The organism is Pseudomonas sp. WC2401, assembly GCF_041200115.1.
GTDB classification, from domain to species: Bacteria; Pseudomonadota; Gammaproteobacteria; order Pseudomonadales; family Pseudomonadaceae; genus Aquipseudomonas; species Aquipseudomonas fragi.
In genome coordinates this window covers 357,455-378,963 of sequence record NZ_CP165623.1, presented here as the reverse complement: position 1 = coordinate 378,963, position 21,509 = coordinate 357,455, and the positions used below count along the sequence as shown (strand labels likewise).

General features: G+C 59.8%; 17 protein-coding genes. 13 read left to right on the top strand and 4 right to left on the bottom strand.

Going from position 1 to position 21,509, the window contains the following annotated elements; all coding sequences use genetic code 11:
- Positions 1-172: 172 nt before the first annotated feature.
- Positions 173-1,714 (top strand): phosphoenolpyruvate carboxykinase, encoded by a 1,542-nt coding sequence (locus tag AB3G35_RS01560; RefSeq protein ID WP_106115513.1) that lies wholly within the window; start codon positions 173-175, stop codon positions 1,712-1,714.
- A 197-nt stretch (positions 1,715-1,911) separates the two neighbouring features.
- Here AB3G35_RS01560 and AB3G35_RS01555 read toward each other — a convergent pair whose 3' ends face one another.
- Genes AB3G35_RS01555 through AB3G35_RS01545 form a run of 3 tightly spaced genes read right to left on the bottom strand, consistent with a single transcriptional unit; the run spans position 1,912 to position 2,795 of the window.
- Complete coding sequence (locus tag AB3G35_RS01555; RefSeq protein WP_106115512.1) at positions 1,912-2,262, bottom strand: DUF1493 family protein; 351 nt, start codon at positions 2,260-2,262, stop codon at positions 1,912-1,914.
- A gap of 22 nt (positions 2,263-2,284) precedes the next feature.
- Entirely contained in the window at positions 2,285-2,563 is a 279-nt protein-coding gene (locus AB3G35_RS01550) for a BrnA antitoxin family protein (protein ID WP_029611686.1), read from the bottom strand.
- Positions 2,523-2,795 (bottom strand): BrnT family toxin, encoded by a 273-nt coding sequence (locus AB3G35_RS01545; protein WP_016783146.1) that lies wholly within the window; start codon positions 2,793-2,795, stop codon positions 2,523-2,525. The genes AB3G35_RS01550 and AB3G35_RS01545 overlap by 41 nt, the downstream gene beginning before the upstream one ends.
- A 204-nt stretch (positions 2,796-2,999) precedes the next feature.
- Between AB3G35_RS01545 and AB3G35_RS01540 the strand changes: the two genes are divergently transcribed.
- The gene (locus AB3G35_RS01540; protein ID WP_106115509.1) at positions 3,000-4,937 is read left to right on the top strand and encodes an ATP-dependent DNA helicase RecQ; all 1,938 of its coding nucleotides are present in this window, start codon (positions 3,000-3,002) and stop codon (positions 4,935-4,937) included.
- 119 nt (positions 4,938-5,056) lie between these two features.
- Here AB3G35_RS01540 and AB3G35_RS01535 read toward each other — a convergent pair whose 3' ends face one another.
- Positions 5,057-6,421: a formimidoylglutamate deiminase gene (locus tag AB3G35_RS01535; RefSeq protein WP_106115508.1), complete on the bottom strand. Its 1,365-nt coding sequence runs from the start codon at positions 6,419-6,421 to the stop codon at positions 5,057-5,059.
- Positions 6,422-6,566: 145 nt separating this feature from the next.
- On the opposite strand from AB3G35_RS01535, the gene hutC reads away from it, so the two are divergent.
- From hutC to mdoH, 11 genes are all read left to right on the top strand, one after another.
- The gene (hutC, locus tag AB3G35_RS01530) at positions 6,567-7,277 is read left to right on the top strand and encodes a histidine utilization repressor (RefSeq protein ID WP_169845141.1); all 711 of its coding nucleotides are present in this window, start codon (positions 6,567-6,569) and stop codon (positions 7,275-7,277) included.
- A complete protein-coding gene (locus AB3G35_RS01525) occupies positions 7,274-7,849 on the top strand; it encodes a HutD family protein (RefSeq protein WP_086799277.1) in 576 nt (191 codons plus the stop codon). Before hutC ends, AB3G35_RS01525 begins: the two co-directional genes overlap by 4 nt.
- A gap of 358 nt (positions 7,850-8,207) precedes the next feature.
- Positions 8,208-9,905, top strand: a complete 1,698-nt coding sequence (gene hutU / locus AB3G35_RS01520; RefSeq protein WP_369782254.1) for a urocanate hydratase — start codon at positions 8,208-8,210, stop codon at positions 9,903-9,905.
- A 157-nt stretch (positions 9,906-10,062) separates the two neighbouring features.
- The gene (gene hutH, locus AB3G35_RS01515; protein WP_086799275.1) at positions 10,063-11,595 is read left to right on the top strand and encodes a histidine ammonia-lyase; all 1,533 of its coding nucleotides are present in this window, start codon (positions 10,063-10,065) and stop codon (positions 11,593-11,595) included.
- A 73-nt stretch (positions 11,596-11,668) separates the two neighbouring features.
- Positions 11,669-13,072, top strand: a complete 1,404-nt coding sequence (locus AB3G35_RS01510; RefSeq protein ID WP_016783153.1) for an amino acid permease — start codon at positions 11,669-11,671, stop codon at positions 13,070-13,072.
- Between the two features lie 27 nt (positions 13,073-13,099).
- Positions 13,100-14,305: an imidazolonepropionase gene (gene hutI, locus AB3G35_RS01505; protein ID WP_016783154.1), complete on the top strand. Its 1,206-nt coding sequence runs from the start codon at positions 13,100-13,102 to the stop codon at positions 14,303-14,305.
- A 10-nt stretch (positions 14,306-14,315) separates the two neighbouring features.
- The gene (gene hutG, locus AB3G35_RS01500; protein ID WP_369782253.1) at positions 14,316-15,116 is read left to right on the top strand and encodes an N-formylglutamate deformylase; all 801 of its coding nucleotides are present in this window, start codon (positions 14,316-14,318) and stop codon (positions 15,114-15,116) included.
- A gap of 221 nt (positions 15,117-15,337) precedes the next feature.
- Positions 15,338-16,309, top strand: a complete 972-nt coding sequence (gene pip, locus AB3G35_RS01495; RefSeq protein WP_083369678.1) for a prolyl aminopeptidase — start codon at positions 15,338-15,340, stop codon at positions 16,307-16,309.
- Positions 16,306-16,743, top strand: coding sequence for a D-aminoacyl-tRNA deacylase (gene dtd / locus AB3G35_RS01490; RefSeq protein ID WP_134050851.1), 438 nt, complete (start codon positions 16,306-16,308; stop codon positions 16,741-16,743). The genes pip and dtd overlap by 4 nt, the downstream gene beginning before the upstream one ends.
- Before the next feature lie 231 nt (positions 16,744-16,974).
- Positions 16,975-18,705: a glucan biosynthesis protein G gene (locus tag AB3G35_RS01485; protein WP_369782252.1), complete on the top strand. Its 1,731-nt coding sequence runs from the start codon at positions 16,975-16,977 to the stop codon at positions 18,703-18,705.
- Positions 18,698-21,250, top strand: coding sequence for a glucans biosynthesis glucosyltransferase MdoH (gene mdoH, locus AB3G35_RS01480; protein WP_016783159.1), 2,553 nt, complete (start codon positions 18,698-18,700; stop codon positions 21,248-21,250). The genes AB3G35_RS01485 and mdoH overlap by 8 nt, the downstream gene beginning before the upstream one ends.
- The last annotated feature ends 259 nt before the right edge of the window (positions 21,251-21,509 follow it).

The following is a 21,509-nucleotide window of genomic DNA, read 5'->3' as shown; positions in this document are numbered from 1 at the left end:
CAGCCTAGGTAAAACACCTGTCAAAGCCCGTTCTTGCGCGGTTCTGACAGGTGGGGCCTACTCTTTTTGGGGTTTTCTGGCATAATCCGGCCCACTTTTTTCGCGGTAGTAGTGCAAATTTTTCTACTACAAAACGTTTGGCGCACTCGGCCAATGGCCGACGGGGAACCTCATGACGCAAGCTAATAACGCCGTGTACACCGATCTGAGCATCGACGATCTGGTCAAAGAAGCCCTGAGCCGTGGTGAAGGCGTGCTTGCCGACAATGGCGCACTGGTTGTCGAAACTGGCCACCGTACAGGCCGTTCGCCGGCTGACCGCTTCATTGTTGAAGAACCGTCCACTCAGGCTGCCATTGCCTGGGGCCCGATCAACCGCAAGTTCCCGGCCGACAAGTTTGATGCCCTGTGGGACCGCGTCGAGGCGTTCAACAACGCGCAAGAGCATTTCGTTTCCCATGTGCATGTAGGTGCTTCCGAAGACCACTACCTGGCCGTGAAAATGACCACTCAGACTGCCTGGCAGAACCTGTTCGGTCGTTGCCTGTTCATCAACCCGGCCAAGTACAACCCGGCTGGTCGTGATGAGTGGCAAGTGCTTAACGTGGCCAACTTCGAGTGCGTTCCTGAGCGTGATGGCACCAACTCTGACGGTTGCGTGATCATCAACTTCGCCCAGAAAAAAGTGCTGATCGCCGGCATGCGTTACGCCGGTGAAATGAAAAAAGCCATGTTCTCGGTACAGAACTTCCTGCTGCCTGCTGCTGACGTGCTGCCGATGCACTGCGCTGCCAACATCGGCGAAGAGGGCGACGTGACCCTGTTCTTCGGTCTGTCCGGCACCGGTAAAACCACCCTGTCCGCCGACGAAAGCCGTTACCTGATCGGTGACGACGAACACGGCTGGGGCGAGGGTGTGGTGTTCAACATCGAAGGCGGTTGCTATGCCAAGTGCATCGACCTGTCCGAGAAGAACGAGCCGGTTATCTGGAAAGCCATCAAGCACGGTGCGGTGCTGGAAAACGTTGTGCTCGACGCTGCCGGTCACCCTGACTATGCCGATGTCAGCCTGACCCAGAACAGCCGTGCTGCCTACCCGCTGGAACACGTTGCCAAGCGTTCCGAGAAAAACCTGGGCGGCGAGCCAAACGCCGTGATCTTCCTGACCTGCGACCTGACTGGCGTACTGCCACCGGTGTCAATCCTCAGCGAAGAGCAGGCGGCCTACCACTTCCTGTCTGGCTACACCGCACTGGTGGGCTCGACTGAAATGGGTTCGGGCAGCGGCATCAAGTCGACCTTCTCCACCTGCTTCGGCGCACCGTTCTTCCCGCGTCCGGCTGGCGAATACGCAGAGCTGCTGATCAAGCGCATCCGCGGCTTCGGCTCCAAGGTGTACCTGGTCAACACCGGCTGGACCGGCGGTGGCTACGGCGTTGGCAAGCGTTTCAACATCCCGACTACCCGTGCGGTGATTGCTGCGATCCAGAGCGGTGCTCTGATCGGCGCTGAAACCGAGCACCTGGACATCATCAACCTGGACGTGCCTAAAGCCGTACCTGGCGTTGAAACTGTCCTGCTCAACCCGCGTAACACCTGGGCTGACAAAGCGGCCTACGACGAAGCTGCCAAGGCATTGGCCGGCCTGTTCGTCGAGAACTTCAAGAAGTTCGACGTCAGCGACGCGATCAAGGCTGCTGGCCCGAAGGCGTAAGCCATCGATCAGTGTTTTGATTCACAAAAAAGCCGCCTGAAAGGGCGGCTTTTTTGTGCCTGGAATTTTCTGTGGGTAGGCATCCTGTGGGGGGCTTGTTGTGGGAGCGGGCTTGCTCGCGATGCAGACGCTGCGGTTTGTCTGATTCACCACAGCGATGCCATCGCGAGCAAGCCCGCTCCCACAGACAGCCTCGCTTAGGCTTCCAGTTTTTGCGTATCCCAATGACCGCTGCTGATCGCCGCGTAGAGCATGCCGATGGTCAACGGTACTTTGCTCTCCCGACCCTTGGCCTTGCGCTTGAGGTGCGGGTCATTGCCGGCGGGCTGGAAATAGCGATAAGCATCGTAGTCGGCCAACTCCAGGCCAAAACGCTCTTCCAGCGCCTCCATCAAGTGCTGGGCATCTGCGCCATTGCAGCCCAGGTCAGCATTGATCGCGGTCTTGAGGCTGATGGTTTTGTGTTCCGGCAAGCCGATCTCTTCGTGCAGCAACTGCAGCAGTTCACGCAGGGTGGGGGTGTCGGGGAGGTTGGCGGCGAGTTTCATCGGCAGAGGTCCGAAAAGTACTTCATGGTAGTTCTCCAGGCGAATGCGTCTTCAGCCAATCGGCTAATGCTGAATTCATCCGTGTTTGCCAGCCTGGCCCGGACGCCTTGAATTGCTCCACAACCTCTGGCGCAAGCCGGATAGTGATACGTGTCAGTACTTTTTCAGCCTTGGGCCTGCCACGTTTAATCAACTGCGGGCCTTTGAATTCATCGGCAGCTTCAAAAAATGCTTCCGTCAGCTCCGGCGCGTCATCGGGGTCAGCCCAGTCGATGTGCGTAGAGTGCTTGTTCGCGCTCATTGGCTTTCCTCATGGAAATAATACGGCGATCCGCGCCGCGCGGAGTCCAGACCAAAACCACCATGCGTTCCTTTAACAGACCGATGCTGATTAGTCGGACTTCTCCGTAATCTTGGCGAGAGTCTTCAGCGGTGAGGTGATGACCCGAAAATACGGTTTTTGCGTCAGCGAAATCGAGGCCTCGCTCGAGTAGCGTCTTGTTGCGCTTGATGATGTCGTAGGTTATTCGCATCTATTTATCGTATGCACAATAAATACTACTGGCTAAGCCAGTTTGTTGCCAGATTTTGCGTTTTCTTCAGACAAAGGGTTGTTCAAGGCTTTGCGGCATGACCCTGTATCATCCCCTCTCAATTTGCCCCCCGGCCTTTTCTCGATCGTCTGCAAACCTCGCGTTAAAGTTCTGCGCTTTGCAGCGGTCAATGGAGTGACAGTGATGCACAACACCCTGGAACAGGTTTTCGGTTATCCACAGTTTCGTGCCGGGCAAGAGGCGGTGGTCAGTGCCGTTTTGGCCGGGCGTTCGGCGGCAGCGATTTTCCCCACGGGCTCGGGCAAGTCGTTGTGTTATCAACTCCCGGCTTTGTTGCTGCCTCACCTGACGCTGGTGGTTTCGCCGCTATTGGCCCTTATGCAGGACCAACTGACGTTTTTGCAGCGCCACGGCATTGCCGCGGCCAGCATCGATTCGGCGCAAAGCCGTGAGGACGCCAGCGACGTCATGGCCCGGGCCAAAGCGGGCGAATTGAAGATCCTGATGATCTCGGTCGAGCGCCTGAAAAACGAGCGCTTCCGTAACTTTTTGCAGCAAGTACCGATTTCCCTGCTGGTGGTGGACGAAGCGCACTGTATTTCCGAGTGGGGGCATAACTTCCGCCCGGACTATCTGAAGCTCCCCGACTACCAGCGTCAGTTCAATATCCCGCAGGCCTTGCTGTTGACGGCGACTGCCACGCCCAATGTCATTGCGGATATGCAGGCCAAATTCGCCATTGCCGAGGCGGATGTCATCACTACCGGTTTCTATCGCGCCAATCTTAACCTGTGGGTCGAGCCGGTCAGCGGTACAGCCAAGCGCCAGCGCCTGGTGCAGTGGATGGGCGCGCGCATCGGCCAGCCGAGCATCGTCTATGTCACGCTGCAACGGACCGCCGAGCAGATTGCCGAACACCTCAACCAGCACGGCATCAGCGCCAACGCTTACCACGCCGGTTTGCCCCATGAGCAGCGCGAGGGCATCCAGCGCCAGTTCATGGGCGGGCAGTTGAACTGCATCGTTGCCACCATCGCCTTCGGGATGGGCATTGATAAAAGCGATATCCGCAATGTGGTGCATTTCGACTTGCCCAAGTCGATTGAAAACTACAGCCAGGAAATCGGCCGCGCCGGGCGTGATGGCCAGCCTTCGGATTGTTTGGTGCTGGCCAATCGCGACAGCCTCAATGTGCTGGAAAACTTTGTGTACGGCGATACGCCGGAGCTGCAAGGTATTCGCTATGTACTCGATGAATTGCGTGAGGCTATTCCTGAAGGGCAGTGGGAATTCATGCTGTTGCCATTATCCGATCAGAGCAATATCCGTCAGCTGCCGCTTAAAACCTTGCTGGTGCAGCTGGAGTTGCGCGGTTTGATAGCGCCGCGCTATGCCTACTTTGCCGAATACCGTTTCAAGTTTCTGATCGAGCCCGAGGTGCTGCTGGCCAAGTTCGAGGGTGAGCGCCAACAGTTTGTCTCGGCCATCATCCAGACTTCCAGCCGCGCTAGAACCTGGGCCACGGTGAATTTCGATACCCTGTACAGCCAGCATCAGGCCGACCGCAATCGGGTGGTCAAGGCACTGGATTATTTTCAGGAGAAGGGCTGGATCGAGCTTGAAAGCAAGCAGATGACCGAGGTTTACAGCCTGTTGGTGGCGGATTTTGATGCAGCGGCGTTAAGTCAGGAACTGCACGCTTACTTCACGGCCCACGAGCGTGGCGAAATCGAACGGATTCACGCCATGCTGGCGCTGTTTGCCAGCGAAACCTGTTTGAGCTACCGGCTGGCGCAGTATTTTGGTGATGAGCAGGCACCCCGGCAGTGTGGCCATTGTTCGGTGTGTGCAGGGCAGGTCGCTTATTTGCCGGAACCGCCCGCATTGTCACCGCTTGTGGATAAAAACTTTGAAACCCTTTGTGGCGCTTTTATCCACAAGCATCAGGACTACACGGGTAGTTATCCCCCGGCAGAACGCCTGACCCGGTTTTTGTGCGGGATCAGCGTACCGATGTTCACCAAAATGAAAGCGCGGGCCATTCCGGGGTTTGCGGCATTGGAGAATTATCCCTATGCCGAAGTCCGGGATTGGGCTGCGAAGCATCTGAACGAGCTGTAATCCAACTACCTGTGGGGGGTGTGGGAGCGGGCTTGCTCGCGATTGGATCGCCGTGGTTTGACAGAGAAACCGCGTCGTTGCCATCGCGAGCAAGCCCGCTCCCACAAGGTGTTATGCACCTACCCCAGCAACTCGCGCAGCACGCGGGTAAAGTCGCGGCTACTGACCTGCTCATCGGCATGGCGGCCGTCGCGCACCACCCATTGGCCATTGGCCATTACGTCGCGCACCTGGCGGTCGCCGCCGGCAAACAGCCAGCGGTTGAGAATGGCGTCGTCCTGCGCGGTGGCCAGGTACGGATCGTTGCCGTCGAGCACCAGCCAGTCGGCGCGCTGGCCCACGGCCAGCCCGGCAACCGCTTGCCCCATTGCCTGGGCGCCGCCCGCCAGTGCTGCGTCGTACAGCGTGCGGCCGACCATCGGCTGGTCGCTGCGGTACATCCGGTTGCGGCGTTGGTCTCGCAAACGTTGGCCGTACTCCAGCCAGCGCAGTTCCTCGACCACGCTCAGTGATACATGGCTGTCCGAGCCAATGCCCATGCGCCCGCCTTGAGCGAGGTAATCCACTGCCGGGAAAATACCGTCGCCCAGGTTGGCTTCGGTGGTCAGGCACAACCCGGCAACGGCCTTGCTCTGCGCCATCCGTTGAACTTCGTGCGCATTGGCGTGGGTTGCATGCACCAGGCACCAGCGCTGATCGACCTCGACGTTGTCATACAGCCACTGGATCGGGCGCTTGCCGCTCCAACTCAGGCAGTCGTCGACTTCCTTTTGCTGCTCGGCGATATGGATATGCACCGGGCAAGCCGTGTCGCTGGCCTGCAGCACTTCGTGGATCTGTTCGGGCGTGACGGCGCGCAACGAGTGGAAGCACAGCCCCAGGGCCTGCGCCGGCTGTTGCGAGAGCAATGGCTTGAGCTGTTGCTGTAATTTCAGATACTGCTCGGTGCTGTTGATAAAACGCCGCTGGCCCTCATTGGGCGCCTGGCCGCCAAAGCCCGAGTGGCTGTACAGCACTGGCAGCAGGGTCAGGCCGATACCGGCCGAACGCGCCGCTTCACTAATGCGCAGCGCCAGCTCTGCCGAGTTGGCATAGGGCTGGCCCGACAGGTCGTGATGGACATAATGGAATTCGGCCACCGAGGTGTAACCGGCCTTGAGCATTTCGATGTATAACTGGCGGGCAATAACGCCGAGCTGTTCGGGGCTGATTTTTCCGACGAGCCGGTACATCAGATCGCGCCACGTCCAGAAACTATCGTTGGGGTTGCCTGCCACTTCGGCCAAGCCTGCCATCGCCCGCTGGAAGGCATGGGAGTGCAGGTTCGGCATGCCCGGCAGCACAGGGCCTGACAGATATTCGGCGCCTTGAGCATCGGAATTGGCTGTAATTTGTGTCAGGCAACCATCGGCACCCACCTCGATTCGGACATTGGCAGACCAGCCAGTCGGTAGCAGGGCGCGCTCGGCAAAGAAGACGGACATCGGTTCGGTACCCCAAAGCTTGTTATTTGTATATACATATACAGACGTTTGCCTGCTCGGTAAACTCCGGCAAGCTACGCCCTTTACTCATGAACAAGGATTGCCTGTGTCGACTCCGCCTGTCGTGTCCCCGCTGGCCGCCCACATGGGCGACAGCCCGGCCCCGCTTTACGCCCGCGTGAAGCAAATGATCACTCAACAAATCCAGAGTGGAAACTGGCCGCCGCATTACCGCGTGCCATCCGAAAGCGAACTGGTGACCCAGCTGGGTTTCAGCCGCATGACCATCAACCGTGCGCTGCGTGAAATGACCGCCGACGGCTTGCTGGTGCGCATGCAGGGTGTCGGCACGTTTGTGGCCGAGCCCAAGACGCAATCCGCGCTGTTTGAAGTCAACAACATCGCCGATGAAATCGCCGCCCGTGGGCATACGCACACGTGCAAGGTGATCAGCCTGGGTGAAGAAATGGCCGGCTCGGAACGCGCCGCCGTGCTCGATATGCGTGAAGGGCAAAAGGTCTTTCATTCATTGATCGTGCATTACGAAAACGGAATTGCCGTGCAAATCGAGGACCGTTTCGTCAATGCACAGGTGGCGCCGGACTACCTCAAGCAGGATTTCACCGTGCAAACGCCTTACGCTTATTTGTCTCAGGTCGCACCGCTGACCGAAGGCGAGCATGTGGTGGAAGCGATCCTGGCGGACCCCCAAGAGTGCAAATTACTGCAAATCGAGCCCGGCGAACCGTGCCTGCTGATTCGCCGCCGCACCTGGTCGGGCCGTCAACCGGTTACCGCTGCCCGTCTGATCCATCCCGGTTCCCGTCATCGCCTCGAAGGACGCTTCAATAAATGAGCCAGCCCGTTGTTTTGCGCGCCGCCGATTACCCACGCATGCCCTGGAAAAATGGCGGCGGCAGCACTGAAGAAATCACCCGTGACGCAGGCGAGGGCCTCGAAGGCTTTGGCTGGCGCCTGTCGATTGCCGATATTGGCGAGTCCGGCGGCTTTTCCCGTTTTGAGGGTTATCAGCGGATCATCAGCGTGCTGCAGGGCGCGGGCATGCACCTGCAGGTTGATGGGCTGAGCACGCGGGCATTGCGACCGTTCGATGCCTTTGCATTCAAGGGCGAAAGTGCCGTCAGTTGCAGCCTGATTGACGGGCCGATCCGCGACTTCAACCTGATCTACGCCCCGCAGCGTTACACGGCCCGCCTGCAATGGCTGGATGCAACCACCCCGCAACGCCTGTTCAGTTCGGCGCATACCGTGCTGGTGTTCAGTGCGGGCGAAGTTCATGTGGGCTTGGGTAACACCTGCCACGAACACCTGGGCCTCTATGACTGCCTGCAACTGAGCGGCAATCGCCAGTTGCTGGAAATAACCCTGACAGGCCTGTGCTGCGTGATTGAGTTAAGCGCGGTCTGAGCTACTGAATGTGGGAGCGGGCTTGCTCGCGATGGTATCACTGCGGCTTATCTGTAAGACCGCATCGTCTGCATCGCGAGCAATCCCGCTCCCACAGGTCTAAAAGCCACAACGTGTTACCAAACGCCCCAAAATGTTGCATTGGTCATCCTCCGTAACATCCTCGCGCTTCACACAGCTCCCGCCCTGAAAATTTTCTACGCTCCGAGGCCCTTTGTTTACGGGCATTTCAGCGTTTTTACAGGTTGAATTCAAAAGCTGGCCGCTAACTTGCATATGCTTGTATGTACAAGTACATAAGTGTGCGTCGATCCTCTTCTCACACCCGACGCATCCGACCATCGCTGAGGAGTTACCCGTGACTTCAACTACCCCAAAATCGCCTGCCGAGTTCACCCGCCACCGTGATGGTGAGATCCGCGCCGCCCGCGGCACCCAGCTCACAGCCAAAAGCTGGATGACCGAAGCGTCCCTGCGGATGCTGATGAACAACCTCGACCCGCAAGTGGCCGAGAACCCGACCGAGCTGGTGGTGTATGGCGGTATTGGCCGGGCTGCGCGCAACTGGGAATGCTACGACAAGATCGTCGAAAGCCTGACCAACCTCAACGATGACGAAACCCTGCTGGTGCAATCGGGCAAGCCGGTTGGCGTATTCAAAACCCACAGCAACGCACCGCGGGTACTGATCGCCAACTCCAACCTGGTACCGCACTGGGCCACTTGGGAGCATTTCAACGAACTGGATGCCAAGGGCCTGGCCATGTACGGCCAGATGACCGCCGGCAGCTGGATCTATATCGGCAGCCAGGGCATCGTCCAGGGCACCTACGAAACCTTCGTCGAGGCCGGTCGCCAGCACTACAACGGCAGCCTGGTCGGCAAGTGGGTACTGACCGCTGGCCTGGGCGGTATGGGCGGCGCACAACCGTTGGCGGCAACCCTGGCCGGTGCCTGCTCGCTGAACATCGAATGCCAGCAAAGCCGTATCGATTTCCGCCTGGCCACTCGTTATGTCGACGAGCAAGCTGCGGACCTGGATGACGCGCTGGCCCGTATCGCCAAATACACCGCTGAAGGCAAGGCAATTTCCATTGCCCTGTGCGGCAACGCTGCTGAACTGCTGCCAGAAATGGTCCGCCGTGGCGTGCGCCCGGACATGGTCACCGACCAGACCAGCGCCCACGACCCATTGAACGGCTACCTGCCAAAAGGCTGGACCTGGGAACAGTACCGCGACCGCGCCGTGACCGATCCGGCTGCTGTGGTCAAAGCCGCCAAGGCCTCGATGGGCGAGCACGTTGAAGCGATGCTGGCCTTCCAGAAGGCTGGCATTCCAACCTTCGACTACGGCAACAACATCCGTCAGATGGCTAAAGAAGTTGGCGTAGAAAACGCCTTCGACTTCCCGGGTTTTGTCCCTGCTTATATCCGTCCGTTGTTCTGCCGTGGTGTAGGGCCGTTCCGCTGGGTCGCGCTGTCGGGCGATGCCGAAGACATCTACAAAACCGACGCCAAGGTCAAGGAACTGATCGCCGACGACGCCCACCTGCACAACTGGCTGGACATGGCCCGCGAGCGCATCAGCTTCCAGGGTCTGCCGGCACGTATCTGCTGGGTCGGTCTGGGCCAGCGCGCCAAGCTGGGCCTGGCATTCAACGAAATGGTGCGCAGCGGTGAGCTCAAAGCACCGATCGTGATCGGCCGCGACCACCTGGACTCCGGCTCGGTGTCCAGCCCGAACCGCGAAACCGAAGCCATGCAGGACGGTTCGGATGCTGTGTCCGACTGGCCACTGCTCAATGCCCTGCTCAACACCGCCAGCGGCGCGACCTGGGTGTCGCTGCACCACGGCGGCGGCGTGGGCATGGGCTTCTCCCAGCATTCGGGGATGGTGATCGTGTGTGACGGTACCGACGAAGCGGCCGAGCGCATCGCCCGCGTTCTGCACAACGACCCGGCCACCGGCGTGATGCGCCATGCCGATGCCGGTTACGACATCGCCATCGACTGCGCCAACGAGCAGGGCTTGAACCTGCCGATGATCAACGGCTGACCTGCGGGCACGAATCCTGTGGGAGCGGGCTTGCTCGCGATGCAGACGCCTCGGTGCTTCAGGCAGTCCGAGATGATGCCATCGCGGGCCAGCCCGGCTCCCACAAGGTTACGAACAATTTCTATAATTTCGGTAACACGCGTGAAGGAGTATTAACGTGCTTGAGTTAAACCTGATCCCCGGCCAACTGAGCCTTGCCCAGCTGCGTGACATTTATCAGCAGCCGGTTACCCTCAGCCTGGACGAGAGCGCTTCTGCGCAGATCGATGCCAGTGTGGCGTGCGTTGAGCAGATCCTCGCCGAAAACCGCACCACCTATGGCATCAACACAGGTTTTGGCTTGTTGGCTTCGACCAAAATCGCCAGCGAAGACCTGGAAAACCTCCAGCGTTCCCTGGTGCTTTCCCACGCAGCTGGTATCGGCGAGCCAATCAGCGATGATCTGGTGCGCCTGATCATGGTGCTCAAGGTCAACAGCCTGAGCCGTGGTTTCTCCGGGATCCGTCGCGTGGTTATCGATGCATTGATCGCCCTGATCAATGCCGAGGTTTACCCGCATATCCCGCTCAAAGGCTCGGTGGGTGCATCGGGCGACTTGGCGCCGTTGGCGCATATGTCGCTGGTGCTGCTGGGCGAAGGCAAGGCCCGTTACAAAGGTGAGTGGCTGGATGCCGTCACTGCCTTGAAGCAAGCCGGTCTTGAGCCGCTGACCCTGGCTGCCAAGGAAGGCCTGGCCCTGCTTAACGGTACGCAAGTATCGACGGCCTACGCCCTGCGCGGCCTGTTTGAAGGCGAAGACCTGTTTGCCGCCGCGATGGCCTGTGGCGGCCTGACCGTTGAAGCTGTACTGGGTTCGCGCTCGCCGTTCGACCCGCGCATTCATGCGGCCCGCGGCCAACGCGGCCAGATCGACGCCGCCGCGATTTATCGCGACCTGCTGGGCACCAGCAGCGCAGTGTCCGAGTCGCACAAAAACTGCGACAAGGTACAAGACCCGTACTCCCTGCGCTGCCAGCCACAAGTGATGGGCGCCTGCCTGACCCAGTTCCGCCAGGCCGCCGAGGTGCTGGGCATTGAAGCCAACGCAGTATCGGATAACCCGCTGGTGTTCGCCGAGCAGGGCGACGTGATCTCCGGCGGCAACTTCCATGCCGAACCGGTGGCGATGGCAGCTGACAACATGGCCCTGGCGATTGCTGAAATCGGTTCGCTGAGCGAGCGTCGCATCTCGTTGATGATGGACAAGCACATGTCGCAACTGCCGCCGTTTCTGGTGGCCAATGGCGGTGTGAACTCCGGCTTTATGATCGCTCAGGTGACGGCTGCGGCCCTGGCCAGCGAGAACAAGGCATTGGCGCACCCGCACAGCGTCGACAGCATTCCGACTTCGGCCAACCAGGAAGACCACGTTTCGATGGCACCTTCTGCTGGCAAGCGTCTGTGGGAAATGGCTGAAAACGTTCGCGGTGTTCTGGCCATCGAATGGCTGGCCGCGTGCCAAGGCCTGGACCTGCGCGATGGCCTGAAAACCTCCGCCAAGCTGGAAATTGCCCGTACCACCCTGCGCAGCAAGGTCGCGCACTATGAGAAAGACCGCTTCTTCGCCCCGGACATCGAAATCGCCATGCAACTGCTGGCGTCCCGTTGCCTGAACGCTCTGCTGCCTGCACACGCTCTGCCAAGCCTGTAATCCAAAAAACGCAGAGGGCCTACGGGCTCTCTGCGTCTCTGTTTTCGCTGACAAAAATAATCAAGGACGCGAAATGCAAAACCACACTCAAGGTTTGAAGCGCGGGCTATCCGCTCGCCACATCCGTTTCATGGCGCTGGGTTCAGCGATCGGGACGGGTCTATTTTATGGTTCAGCCGCTGCCATTCAGATGGCTGGGCCTGCTGTCTTGCTGGCTTACCTGATTGGTGGCGCGGCGGTTTTCATGGTCATGCGTGCATTGGGCGAAATGGCCGTGCACAACCCGGTGTCCGGCTCGTTCGGGCACTACGCCAGCACCTATCTGGGGCCCATGTCGGGCTTTATCCTCGGCTGGACCTATGCCTTCGAAATGATCATCGTGTGTCTGGCCGATGTCACCGCGTTCGGCATCTACATGGGCTTCTGGTTCCCGGAAGTGGCGCGCTGGATCTGGGTGCTGGGCATCGTGCTGCTGATTGGCGGCCTGAACCTGTGCAGCGTCAAGGTCTTCGGTGAAATGGAATTCTGGCTGTCACTGCTCAAGGTCGCCGCCATCGTCGCGATGATCCTGGCTGGTTTCGGCATCATGCTGTTTGGCATCGGCACCTCGGGCAGCTCCGATGCGGTGGCGACCGGCATCAGCAACCTGTGGTCCTTCGGCGGCTTTATGCCCAATGGTGTGGGCGGTCTGATCGCCTCGTTCGCCGTGGTGATGTTTGCCTTTGGCGGTATTGAGATCATCGGTATTACCGCCGGTGAGGCCAAAGACCCGCAGCGTGTGATCCCCAAGGCGATCAACGCGGTGCCGCTGCGCATTCTGCTGTTTTACGTGCTGACCCTGTTTGTGTTGATGGCCATTTACCCGTGGACCCAGATCGGCAGCCAGGGCAGTCCCTTTGTGCAGATTTTTGACAGCCTGGGCATCAGCTCGGCGGCCACCATCCTCAATATCGTGGTGATCTCGGCGGCAGTGTCGGCGATCAACAGCGACATTTTCGGCGCGGGCCGCATGATGTACGGCCTGGCCCAGCAAGGGCAGGCGCCCAAGGGCTTTGCCAAGATCTCCAGGCACGGTGTGCCGTGGATGACCGTGCTGGTCATGGGCGCCACCTTGCTGGTGGGTGTGGTGCTTAACTACCTGATCCCGGAAAACATCTTCCTGGTGATCGCCTCGATTGCCACCTTTGCCACAGTATGGGTGTGGCTGATGATTCTGGTCACCCAGGTGGCCATGCGTCGTTCCATGACCCGCGAGCAAGTGGCCGAACTCAAGTTCCCGGTACCGTTCTGGCCCTATGCGCCGATTGCCGCCATTGTGTTCATGGTGTTTATCTTCGGTGTACTGGGTTACTTCCCTGAGACACAGGCAGCGCTGATGGTAGGCGTGGTCTGGATTCTCATGCTGGTTGTGGCTTACCTGTTGTGGGTAAAGCCGGCAGCAGGGCGGGCGATTGAAGTGGCGCCCGAGCTTTCCTGAGTGATTGATTTTTGACGGAGTGACCCGATGAAAACCCTTTGGCAACACTGCAATGTCGCAACAATGGCCAATGGCATGTACTCGATCATCGAGGATGCCGCCATCGTCACCCGTGACGGCTACATTGAGTGGCTTGGTTCGCGTCAGCAGTTGCCGGCGGGTGAATATGGGCAAACCCACGGCCTTGAAGGCGCGTGGGTCACGCCGGGGCTGATCGATTGCCATACGCACACGGTATTTGGCGGCAACCGCAGCGGTGAATTCGAGCAACGCTTGCAAGGTGTGAGCTATGCCGAAATCGCCGCCGCCGGTGGCGGTATTGCCAGCACCGTGCGTGCGACCCGTGCGGCCAGCGAGGACGAGTTGTTCGACAGCGCCCGTCAGCGCTTGCTGTGTTTGCTGCGCGATGGCGTGACCAGTGTCGAGATCAAATCCGGTTACGGTTTGAGCCTTGAGAGTGAGCGCAAGATTTTGCGGGTGATCCGCCGCCTGGGTGAAGAGTTGCCGGTGACGGTGCGCAGCACCTGCCTGGCCGCCCATGCCTTGCCGCCGGAGTACAAGGATCGCGCCGACGACTATATCGAGCATATCTGTAACGAGATGCTGCCCGCGCTGGCGGCCGAAGGGCTGGTGGACGCCGTGGATGCCTTCTGCGAATACCTGGCATTTTCGCCTGAGCAGGTGGAGCGGGTGTTCAAGGTGGCGCAGCAACTGGGCCTGCCGGTCAAATTGCACGCCGAGCAGCTGTCTTCATTGCATGGCTCCAGCTTGGCGGCGCGTTATCAGGCGCTGTCGGCCGATCATCTGGAATTCATGACTGAAGAAGACGCCATTGCTATGGCCGAATCCGGCACCGTGGCCGTACTCTTGCCGGGCGCGTTCTACTTTTTGCGTGAAACGCAATTGCCGCCGATGGAAGCCCTGCGCAAGCACGGGGTAAAAATCGCCATCGCCAGCGACCTCAACCCGGGCACCTCGCCGGGCTTGTCGCTGCGCCTGATGCTGAACATGGCCTGCACTCTGTTTCGCATGACCCCCGAAGAAGCCCTGGCCGGGGTCACCCTGCACGCGGCAATGGCATTGGGCATGGGCGAGACCCACGGCTCGCTTGAGCCTGGCAAGGTGGCCGACTTTGTCGCCTGGAACATTGATCGCCCTGCAGACCTGGCCTACTGGCTGGGCGGTGATCTGGACAAACGCGTTGTGCGCAGCGGCGTTGACGTAACGCTTTAGGAGAAAGCTTGTGGACAAGGTTCTGACATTCAAACAAGGCCGCGTGCCATTGCTGATCAGCATGCCCCATGCCGGTCTGAAACTGACGCCAGCGGTCAAGGCCGGGCTGATCCCCGAGGCGCAAAGCCTGCCGGACACCGACTGGCATATCCCGCAGCTTTACGACTTTGCCAGTGAGCTGGGGGCCAGCACCCTGGCGGCCGAGTATTCGCGCTTTGTAATTGACCTCAATCGCCCGCAGGACGATGCGCCGATGTATGTGGGCGCGACCACAGGCTTGTTCCCGGCCACGCTATTTGAGGGCGTGCCATTGTTTCGTGAGGGGCAGGTGCCTACGAAAGAGGAGCGTGCGACGTACCTGGAACAGATCTGGAAGCCTTATCACCAGACCCTGCAACAGGAACTCCAGCGCATGAAAGACGAGTTTGGCTATGCGCTGCTGTTCGATGCGCACTCCATTCGCTCGCAAATCCCTCATCTGTTTGACGGCCGCCTGCCGGACTTCAACCTGGGCACCTTCAATGGCGCCAGTTGCGACCCTGCGCTGGCCCGTGACCTGGAAGCCATTTGTTCCGGGCATCCGGCCTACAGCCATGTACTGAACGGGCGCTTCAAGGGTGGCCATATCACTCGTCATTACGGCAGCCCTGTGGGTAACATCCACGCTGTGCAGCTGGAACTGGCGCAATGTACTTATATGGAAGAGGTCGAGCCGTTCAACTACCGCGAAGACCTCGCCGCACCGACCCGGGTGGTGCTCAGGCAATTGCTGGCGCGGGTGATCGAGTGGGGGCGTGAACGCTACGCCTGATGGCCCGGGAGAAGAAGGCCCAGTACTTGTGGGAGCGGGCTTGCTCGCGATTGGATCGCTGCGGGGCTACAGATACACCGTGTCGCGACTATCGCGGGCAAGCCCGCTCCCACAGGTTCAGTGGTCTTGCCCCCAGGACTTATAAGGGCATGCTCAACACCTCCAATCGGGTTTATGATGCCTGACGGCAATCTCTTTCGACCCCCTCCCTGGAGTGCGTAATGCAGACCTTGTTCCCGCAGATCAAACCCTACGCCCGGCATGAGCTGGCGGTCGATGGCCCGCATGTGCTTTACGTTGACGAGAGCGGTTCGCCAGACGGCTTGCCGGTGGTGTTTGTCCACGGCGGGCCGGGCTCGGGCTGTGATGCCAACAGCCGCTGCTACTTCGACCCGGGCCTGTATCGCATCATCACTTTCGATCAGCGCGGTTGCGGGCGCTCTACCCCCCACGCCAGCCTGGACAGCAATACAACCTGGGACCTGGTCGCCGACATGGAGCGGATCCGTCTGTTTCTGGGCATCGAAAAATGGGTGCTGTTTGGCGGCTCGTGGGGCTCGACCCTGTCTCTGGCGTACGCGCAAAGCCATCCAGAGCAAGTGCATGGCCTGATTCTGCGTGGGATCTTTCTGGCACGGCCGCAGGAAATCGAATGGTTCTATCAGGCAGGGGCCAGCCGGATTTTCCCCGACTACTGGCAGGAATATATCGCGCCGATCCCTGAGGAAGAGCGTGACGACCTGATGAGTGCCTTTCACAAGCGCCTTACGGGCAACGACCAGATTGCCCAGATGCATGTGGCCAAGGCATGGTCGACCTGGGAAGGTCGCGCCGCCACCCTGCGGCCCAACCCGCAGGTGGTCGAGCGCTTCTGCGACCCGCACCGGGCATTGTCCATTGCCCGTATTGAATGCCACTACTTTATGAACAACGCGTTCCTTGAACCCAATCAGCTGCTGCGGGACATGCACAAGATTGCCCACCTGCCGGCCGTGATCGTGCATGGCCGCTACGACATGATCTGCCCGCTGGATAACGCCTGGGAGCTGCACCAGGCCTGGCCGGGCAGTGAGCTGCAAATCATCCGCGAAGCCGGTCATGTGGCCACCGAGCCCGGGATTACCGACGCCCTGGTGCGCGCCACCGAGCAAATGGCCCGGCGCCTGCTCAACTTGCAGCCCGACGAAGCATGAGGGGCCTGTTGCAGCGCGTCAGTGGCGCACGGGTAGAGGTAGCGGGGGAGATTGTCGGTTCGATCGATCAGGGCTTGCTGGTGCTGGTCGCCGTCGAACCCGGCGATACCGAGGCCAGCGCGGCCAAGATGCTGCACAAGCTGCTCAACTACCGGGTATTCAGTGATTGCGAAGGCAAAATGAACCTGTCACTGGCCGATATCGGCGGTGGCTTGCTGCTGGTTTCGCAATTTACCCTGGCGGCAGACACCAAAAACGGCCTGCGTCCCAGCTTCTCCACAGCAGCGCCCCCGGCGTTGGCCCAGGCGTTGTTCGATGACTTGCTGGGCGAGGCAAAACGGTTGCACCCAACCGTGGCATCGGGGCGTTTTGGCGCCGATATGCAGGTGCATTTGACCAATGATGGCCCTGTGACATTTCTGTTACAAACCTAAAACCCTGAAAAACCGTGTTTTCGTCTGAAAACAGGGGTTTTTAACGAGAAATACTTGCTGACAGTAGATGCGTTGTAACGCGGGCTACTAGATAATCCTGCGCTACACAGAGACTAATCCGACACGTCTGGGGAATCATTCTATCCTTTGACGGTCGGAACAGTGCTCGCCAACCTGGCATTTAGATCGCTGGCCGTTGGTTTCATCATCTGTTTTCGGCGAGGTTTGCTCGTGATTGTTAGTCCATTAAATGCACCAAAAATGTCTGCCAAGCGGTTGCGTAACGCACTGGTGACGGGCTCTGCGCTCTTTTGCTTGTTCGGTGCGGGTCAACTGTGGGCATTCAGTCTGGATGACGTGGCGGCTGAGGCTAAAACCCTCGCCGAGCAGAAGTACCAAGCGCCGCGCAGCAATTTGCCAAAAGAGTTCCGCGACATGAAGTTCGCGGACTACCAGAAAATCCAGTTCAACCGCGACAAGGCCCAGTGGGCGGGCGATAAAACCCCGTTCAAACTGTCCTTCTATCACCAGGGCATGCATTTCGACACCCCGGTGAAAATCAACGAAGTGACCGCCACCACGGTTGAAGAGATCAAGTACGACCCGAGCCGTTTCGATTTCGGCGACGTCAAATTTGACCCTAAAGCCACCGAAAACCTCGGTTGGGCGGGTTTCCGCGTGCTGTATCCGATCAACAAGGCGGATAAGCAGGACGAAATCATGACCATGCTCGGCGCGAGTTACTTCCGCGTTGTGGGCAAGGGCCAGATCTATGGCCTGTCGGCCCGTGGTATGGCGATCGACACCGCATTGCCGTCGGGCGAAGAGTTCCCGCGCTTCACCGAATTCTGGATCGAAAAACCCAAGCCAAACGACAAGCACCTGGTGATCTTCGCCCTGCTGGATTCGCCACGGGCGACCGGTGCTTACCGCTTTACCCTGCGCCCGGGCGTGGACACGGTGGTGGACGTCAAGGCGCAGATGTTCCTGCGTGACAAAGTGGGCAAGCTGGGCATCGCTCCGCTGACCAGCATGTACCTGTTCGGCGCCAACCAGCCGTCCAAAGTCCTCAACTACCGTCGCGAGCTGCACGATAGCTCGGGCCTGGCGATCCATGCCGGCAACGGCGAGTGGATCTGGCGCCCGCTGAACAACCCGAAACACCTGTCGGTGAGCAACTTCTCGGTTGAAAACCCGCGTGGCTTTGGCTTGCTGCAACGTGGTCGCGACTTCAGCCACTACGAAGACCTGGACGACAACTACCATAAGCGCCCAAGCGCCTGGATCGAACCGCAGGGCGACTGGGGCAAAGGCTCTGTTGACCTGGTAGAAATTCCGACCGCTGACGAAACCAACGACAACATCGTTGCGTTCTGGAGCCCGGACACCCTGCCAGAGCCGCTCAAGCCATTCGATTTCGCCTATCGCCTGCACTGGACCATGGACGAAGCGGCCCTGCACCCGGCCGATAGCGCCTGGGCCCAGCAGACCCTGCGCTCGACCGGCGACGTCAAGCAATCCAACCTGATCCGCCAGCCCGACGGTAGCGTTGCCTACCTGGTGGACTTCGAGGGCCCGTCCCTCAAGGCCTTGCCGGAAAACGCCGCCGTGCGCAGCCAGGTCAGCGTGGGTGACAACGCCGAGCTGGTAGAAAACAACGTGCGCTACAACCCTGAAACCAAGGGCTGGCGCTTGACCCTGCGCCTGAAGGTCAAAGACCCGAGCAAGTCCACCGAACTGCGCGCGGCGCTGGTTCAGGATGTCGAGCAGGCTGCCGCCGCCAAAGCTGATAAGGCACCTGAGACCAAAGCCGAGAAAGCTGCGGCCAAGGCGCTGGAAAAGAAAGACCATGCAGCCAAGGACGCCAAGGCGCCTGAAGCGACACCAGCCACTCCGGAGCCGGTCAAGACTGAAAAAGTGCTGACCGAGACCTGGAGCTACCAGTTGCCAGCCGATGAGTAATGCTCAGCCCCATGAGGTCTCGCTTGGCGAGTACCTGGCGCATTTGCCACTGAGCGATGAGCAGCGCGCTGAACTGGCGAGCTGCACCTCGTTCGCCGAGTTGCATGCGCGCTTGTCGGCGCAGAGCGACGTGGATGCTGCCGAGGCCGCTCAGGCCTCGGTGGGCACGCGTCTGAACCTGACCTCGGCGGCTGAACTTGAGGAAGCAGAAATGCTCGCCCTCGACGCCAGCGGCCGGGTGATGCTCAAGGCCACGCCACCGATTCGCCGCACCAAGGTGGTGCCCGAGCCGTGGCGCACCAATATCCTGGTGCGTGGCTGGCGGCGCCTGACCGGGCGCAGCAACCCGCCCAAGCCGGAAATCGACGAGCGCGTACTGCCCAAGGCCCGCTGGCGTACGGTGGGCTCGATCCGCCGTTACATCCTGCTGGTCTTGATGCTCGGCCAGACCATCGTCGCCGGCTGGTACATGAAAGGCATCATGCCGTACCAGGGCTGGGCCTTCGTTGATCTTGAAGAAGTGCTGCACCAGCCGTTGATGCAAACGGCCCAGCAAGTGCTGCCCTATGCCCTGCAAACCAGCATCCTGATCCTGTTCGGGATTTTGTTCTGCTGGGTATCGGCAGGTTTCTGGACAGCCCTGATGGGCTTTCTGGAGTTGTTGACCGGGCATGACAAATACCGCATTTCCGGCGCCAGCGCCGGTGATGAGCCAATCCCGGAGCAGGCGCGTACTGCGCTGGTGATGCCGATCTGCAACGAAGACGTCACCCGTGTGTTCGCGGGTTTGCGCGCGACCTACGAGTCGGTGGCCGCCACCGGCGACCTGGATCGTTTCGACTTCTTCGTTCTCAGTGACAGTAACGACCCCGATATCTGCGTGGCCGAGCAACAGGCCTGGCTGGATGTGTGCCGCGAAACCGAAGGCTTCGGGCGCATTTTCTACCGCCGTCGCCGTCGCCGTGTGAAGCGTAAAAGCGGCAACCTCGACGACTTCTGCCGTCGCTGGGGCGGTGACTACAAGTACATGGTGGTGCTCGACGCAGACAGCGTGATGAGCGGTGAATGCCTGACCAGCCTGGTGCGCTTGATGGAAGCCACGCCAGACGCCGGCATCATCCAGACTGCACCGCGTGCCTCGGGCATGGACACGCTGTATGCACGCATGCAGCAGTTCGCCACCCGTGTGTACGGCCCGCTGTTTACCGCCGGTCTGCACTTCTGGCAGTTGGGTGAATCCCACTACTGGGGGCACAACGCAATCATCCGCATGAAGCCCTTTATCGAGCACTGCGCCCTGGCGCCGCTGCCGGGTAAAGGTGCGTTTGCGGGCGCGATCCTGTCCCACGACTTCGTTGAAGCCGCGTTGATGCGTCGTGCCGGTTGGGGCGTGTGGATTGCCTACGATTTGCCGGGCAGCTACGAAGAACTGCCGCCTAACCTGCTGGATGAGCTCAAGCGTGACCGTCGCTGGTGCCACGGTAACCTGATGAACTTCCGTCTGTTCCTGGTCAAGGGCATGCACCCGGTACACCGTGCGGTGTTCCTCACGGGGGTGATGTCATACCTGTCGGCGCCGCTGTGGTTCTTCTTCCTGCTGCTGTCGACGGCCTTGCTGGCGGTCAACACGCTGATGGAGCCGCAATACTTCATGGAACCGCGTCAGCTGTATCCGCTGTGGCCACAATGGCACCCGGACAAAGCCGTCGCGCTGTTCTCGACCACGATCGTGCTGTTGTTCCTGCCTAAACTGCTGAGCATCATCCTGATCTGGGCCAAGGGTGCCAAAGAGTTCGGTGGCAAGTTCAAGGTGACGTTGTCGATGCTGCTGGAGATGTTGTTCTCCATGCTGCTGGCACCGGTGCGCATGATCTTCCACACCCGCTTTGTACTGGCTGCGTTTCTGGGCTGGGCGGCAACCTGGAACTCGCCACAGCGTGACGACGACTCCACGCCGTGGAGCGAAGCGGTGCGCCGTCATGGTCCGCAAACTCTGCTGGGTGCTGCCTGGGCGGCATTGGTGTTGTGGTTGAACCCGAGCTTCTTGTGGTGGTTGGTGCCGATTGTCGGCTCGCTGATGCTGTCGATCCCGGTATCGGTGATTTCCAGCCGGGTGAAACTGGGCCTCAAGACCCGCGACGAAAGCCTGTTCCTGATTCCTGAGGAATACGCACCGCCGCGTGAATTGTCGGCCACCGCCGAATACACCCATGAGAACCGCTACCACGCGCTGCATGACGGTTTTGTCCGGGCCGTGGTCGATCCGCAGCAGAACGCATTGGCCTGTGCCCTGGCGACGTCCCGTCACCGTGAAGCCGAGCCGATAGAATGGCTGCGTACCGAGCGTGTGCGTCATGCGCTCAAAGTCGGCCCGCAGGGTGTCACCAACAACGAGCGCATGCAGTTGCTCAGCGACCCGGTTGCTCTGGCGCGCCTGCATGCGCTGGTGTGGAGCGAAGGTCATGAAGGCTGGCTGAACGCCTGGCGTGAGTCGGTTGCCGCTGACCCTCACGCACCGTTGTTGCCGTTGCAGCCTGCTGCCTGATTGATCGCGGGCAGCCCGTTTCCTCTTTTGTGGGAGCGGGCTTGCTCGCGATTGCATCACCGCGTACTACATGTTGCACCGCGTTGCCTGCATCGCGAGCAAGCCCGCTCCTACAGGATCTCCTAAGTCCTGCATCCCACACCCATCGCGCTTTTCTCTCGCAAAACTCGTGTCCCAACCCTCAGTGAGTTAGCATCCGTTTTCGAATGGGTGAGTGCCCGGCTTTATTGGCTTTATGCATCAAGCCAGCCGCAGGCCA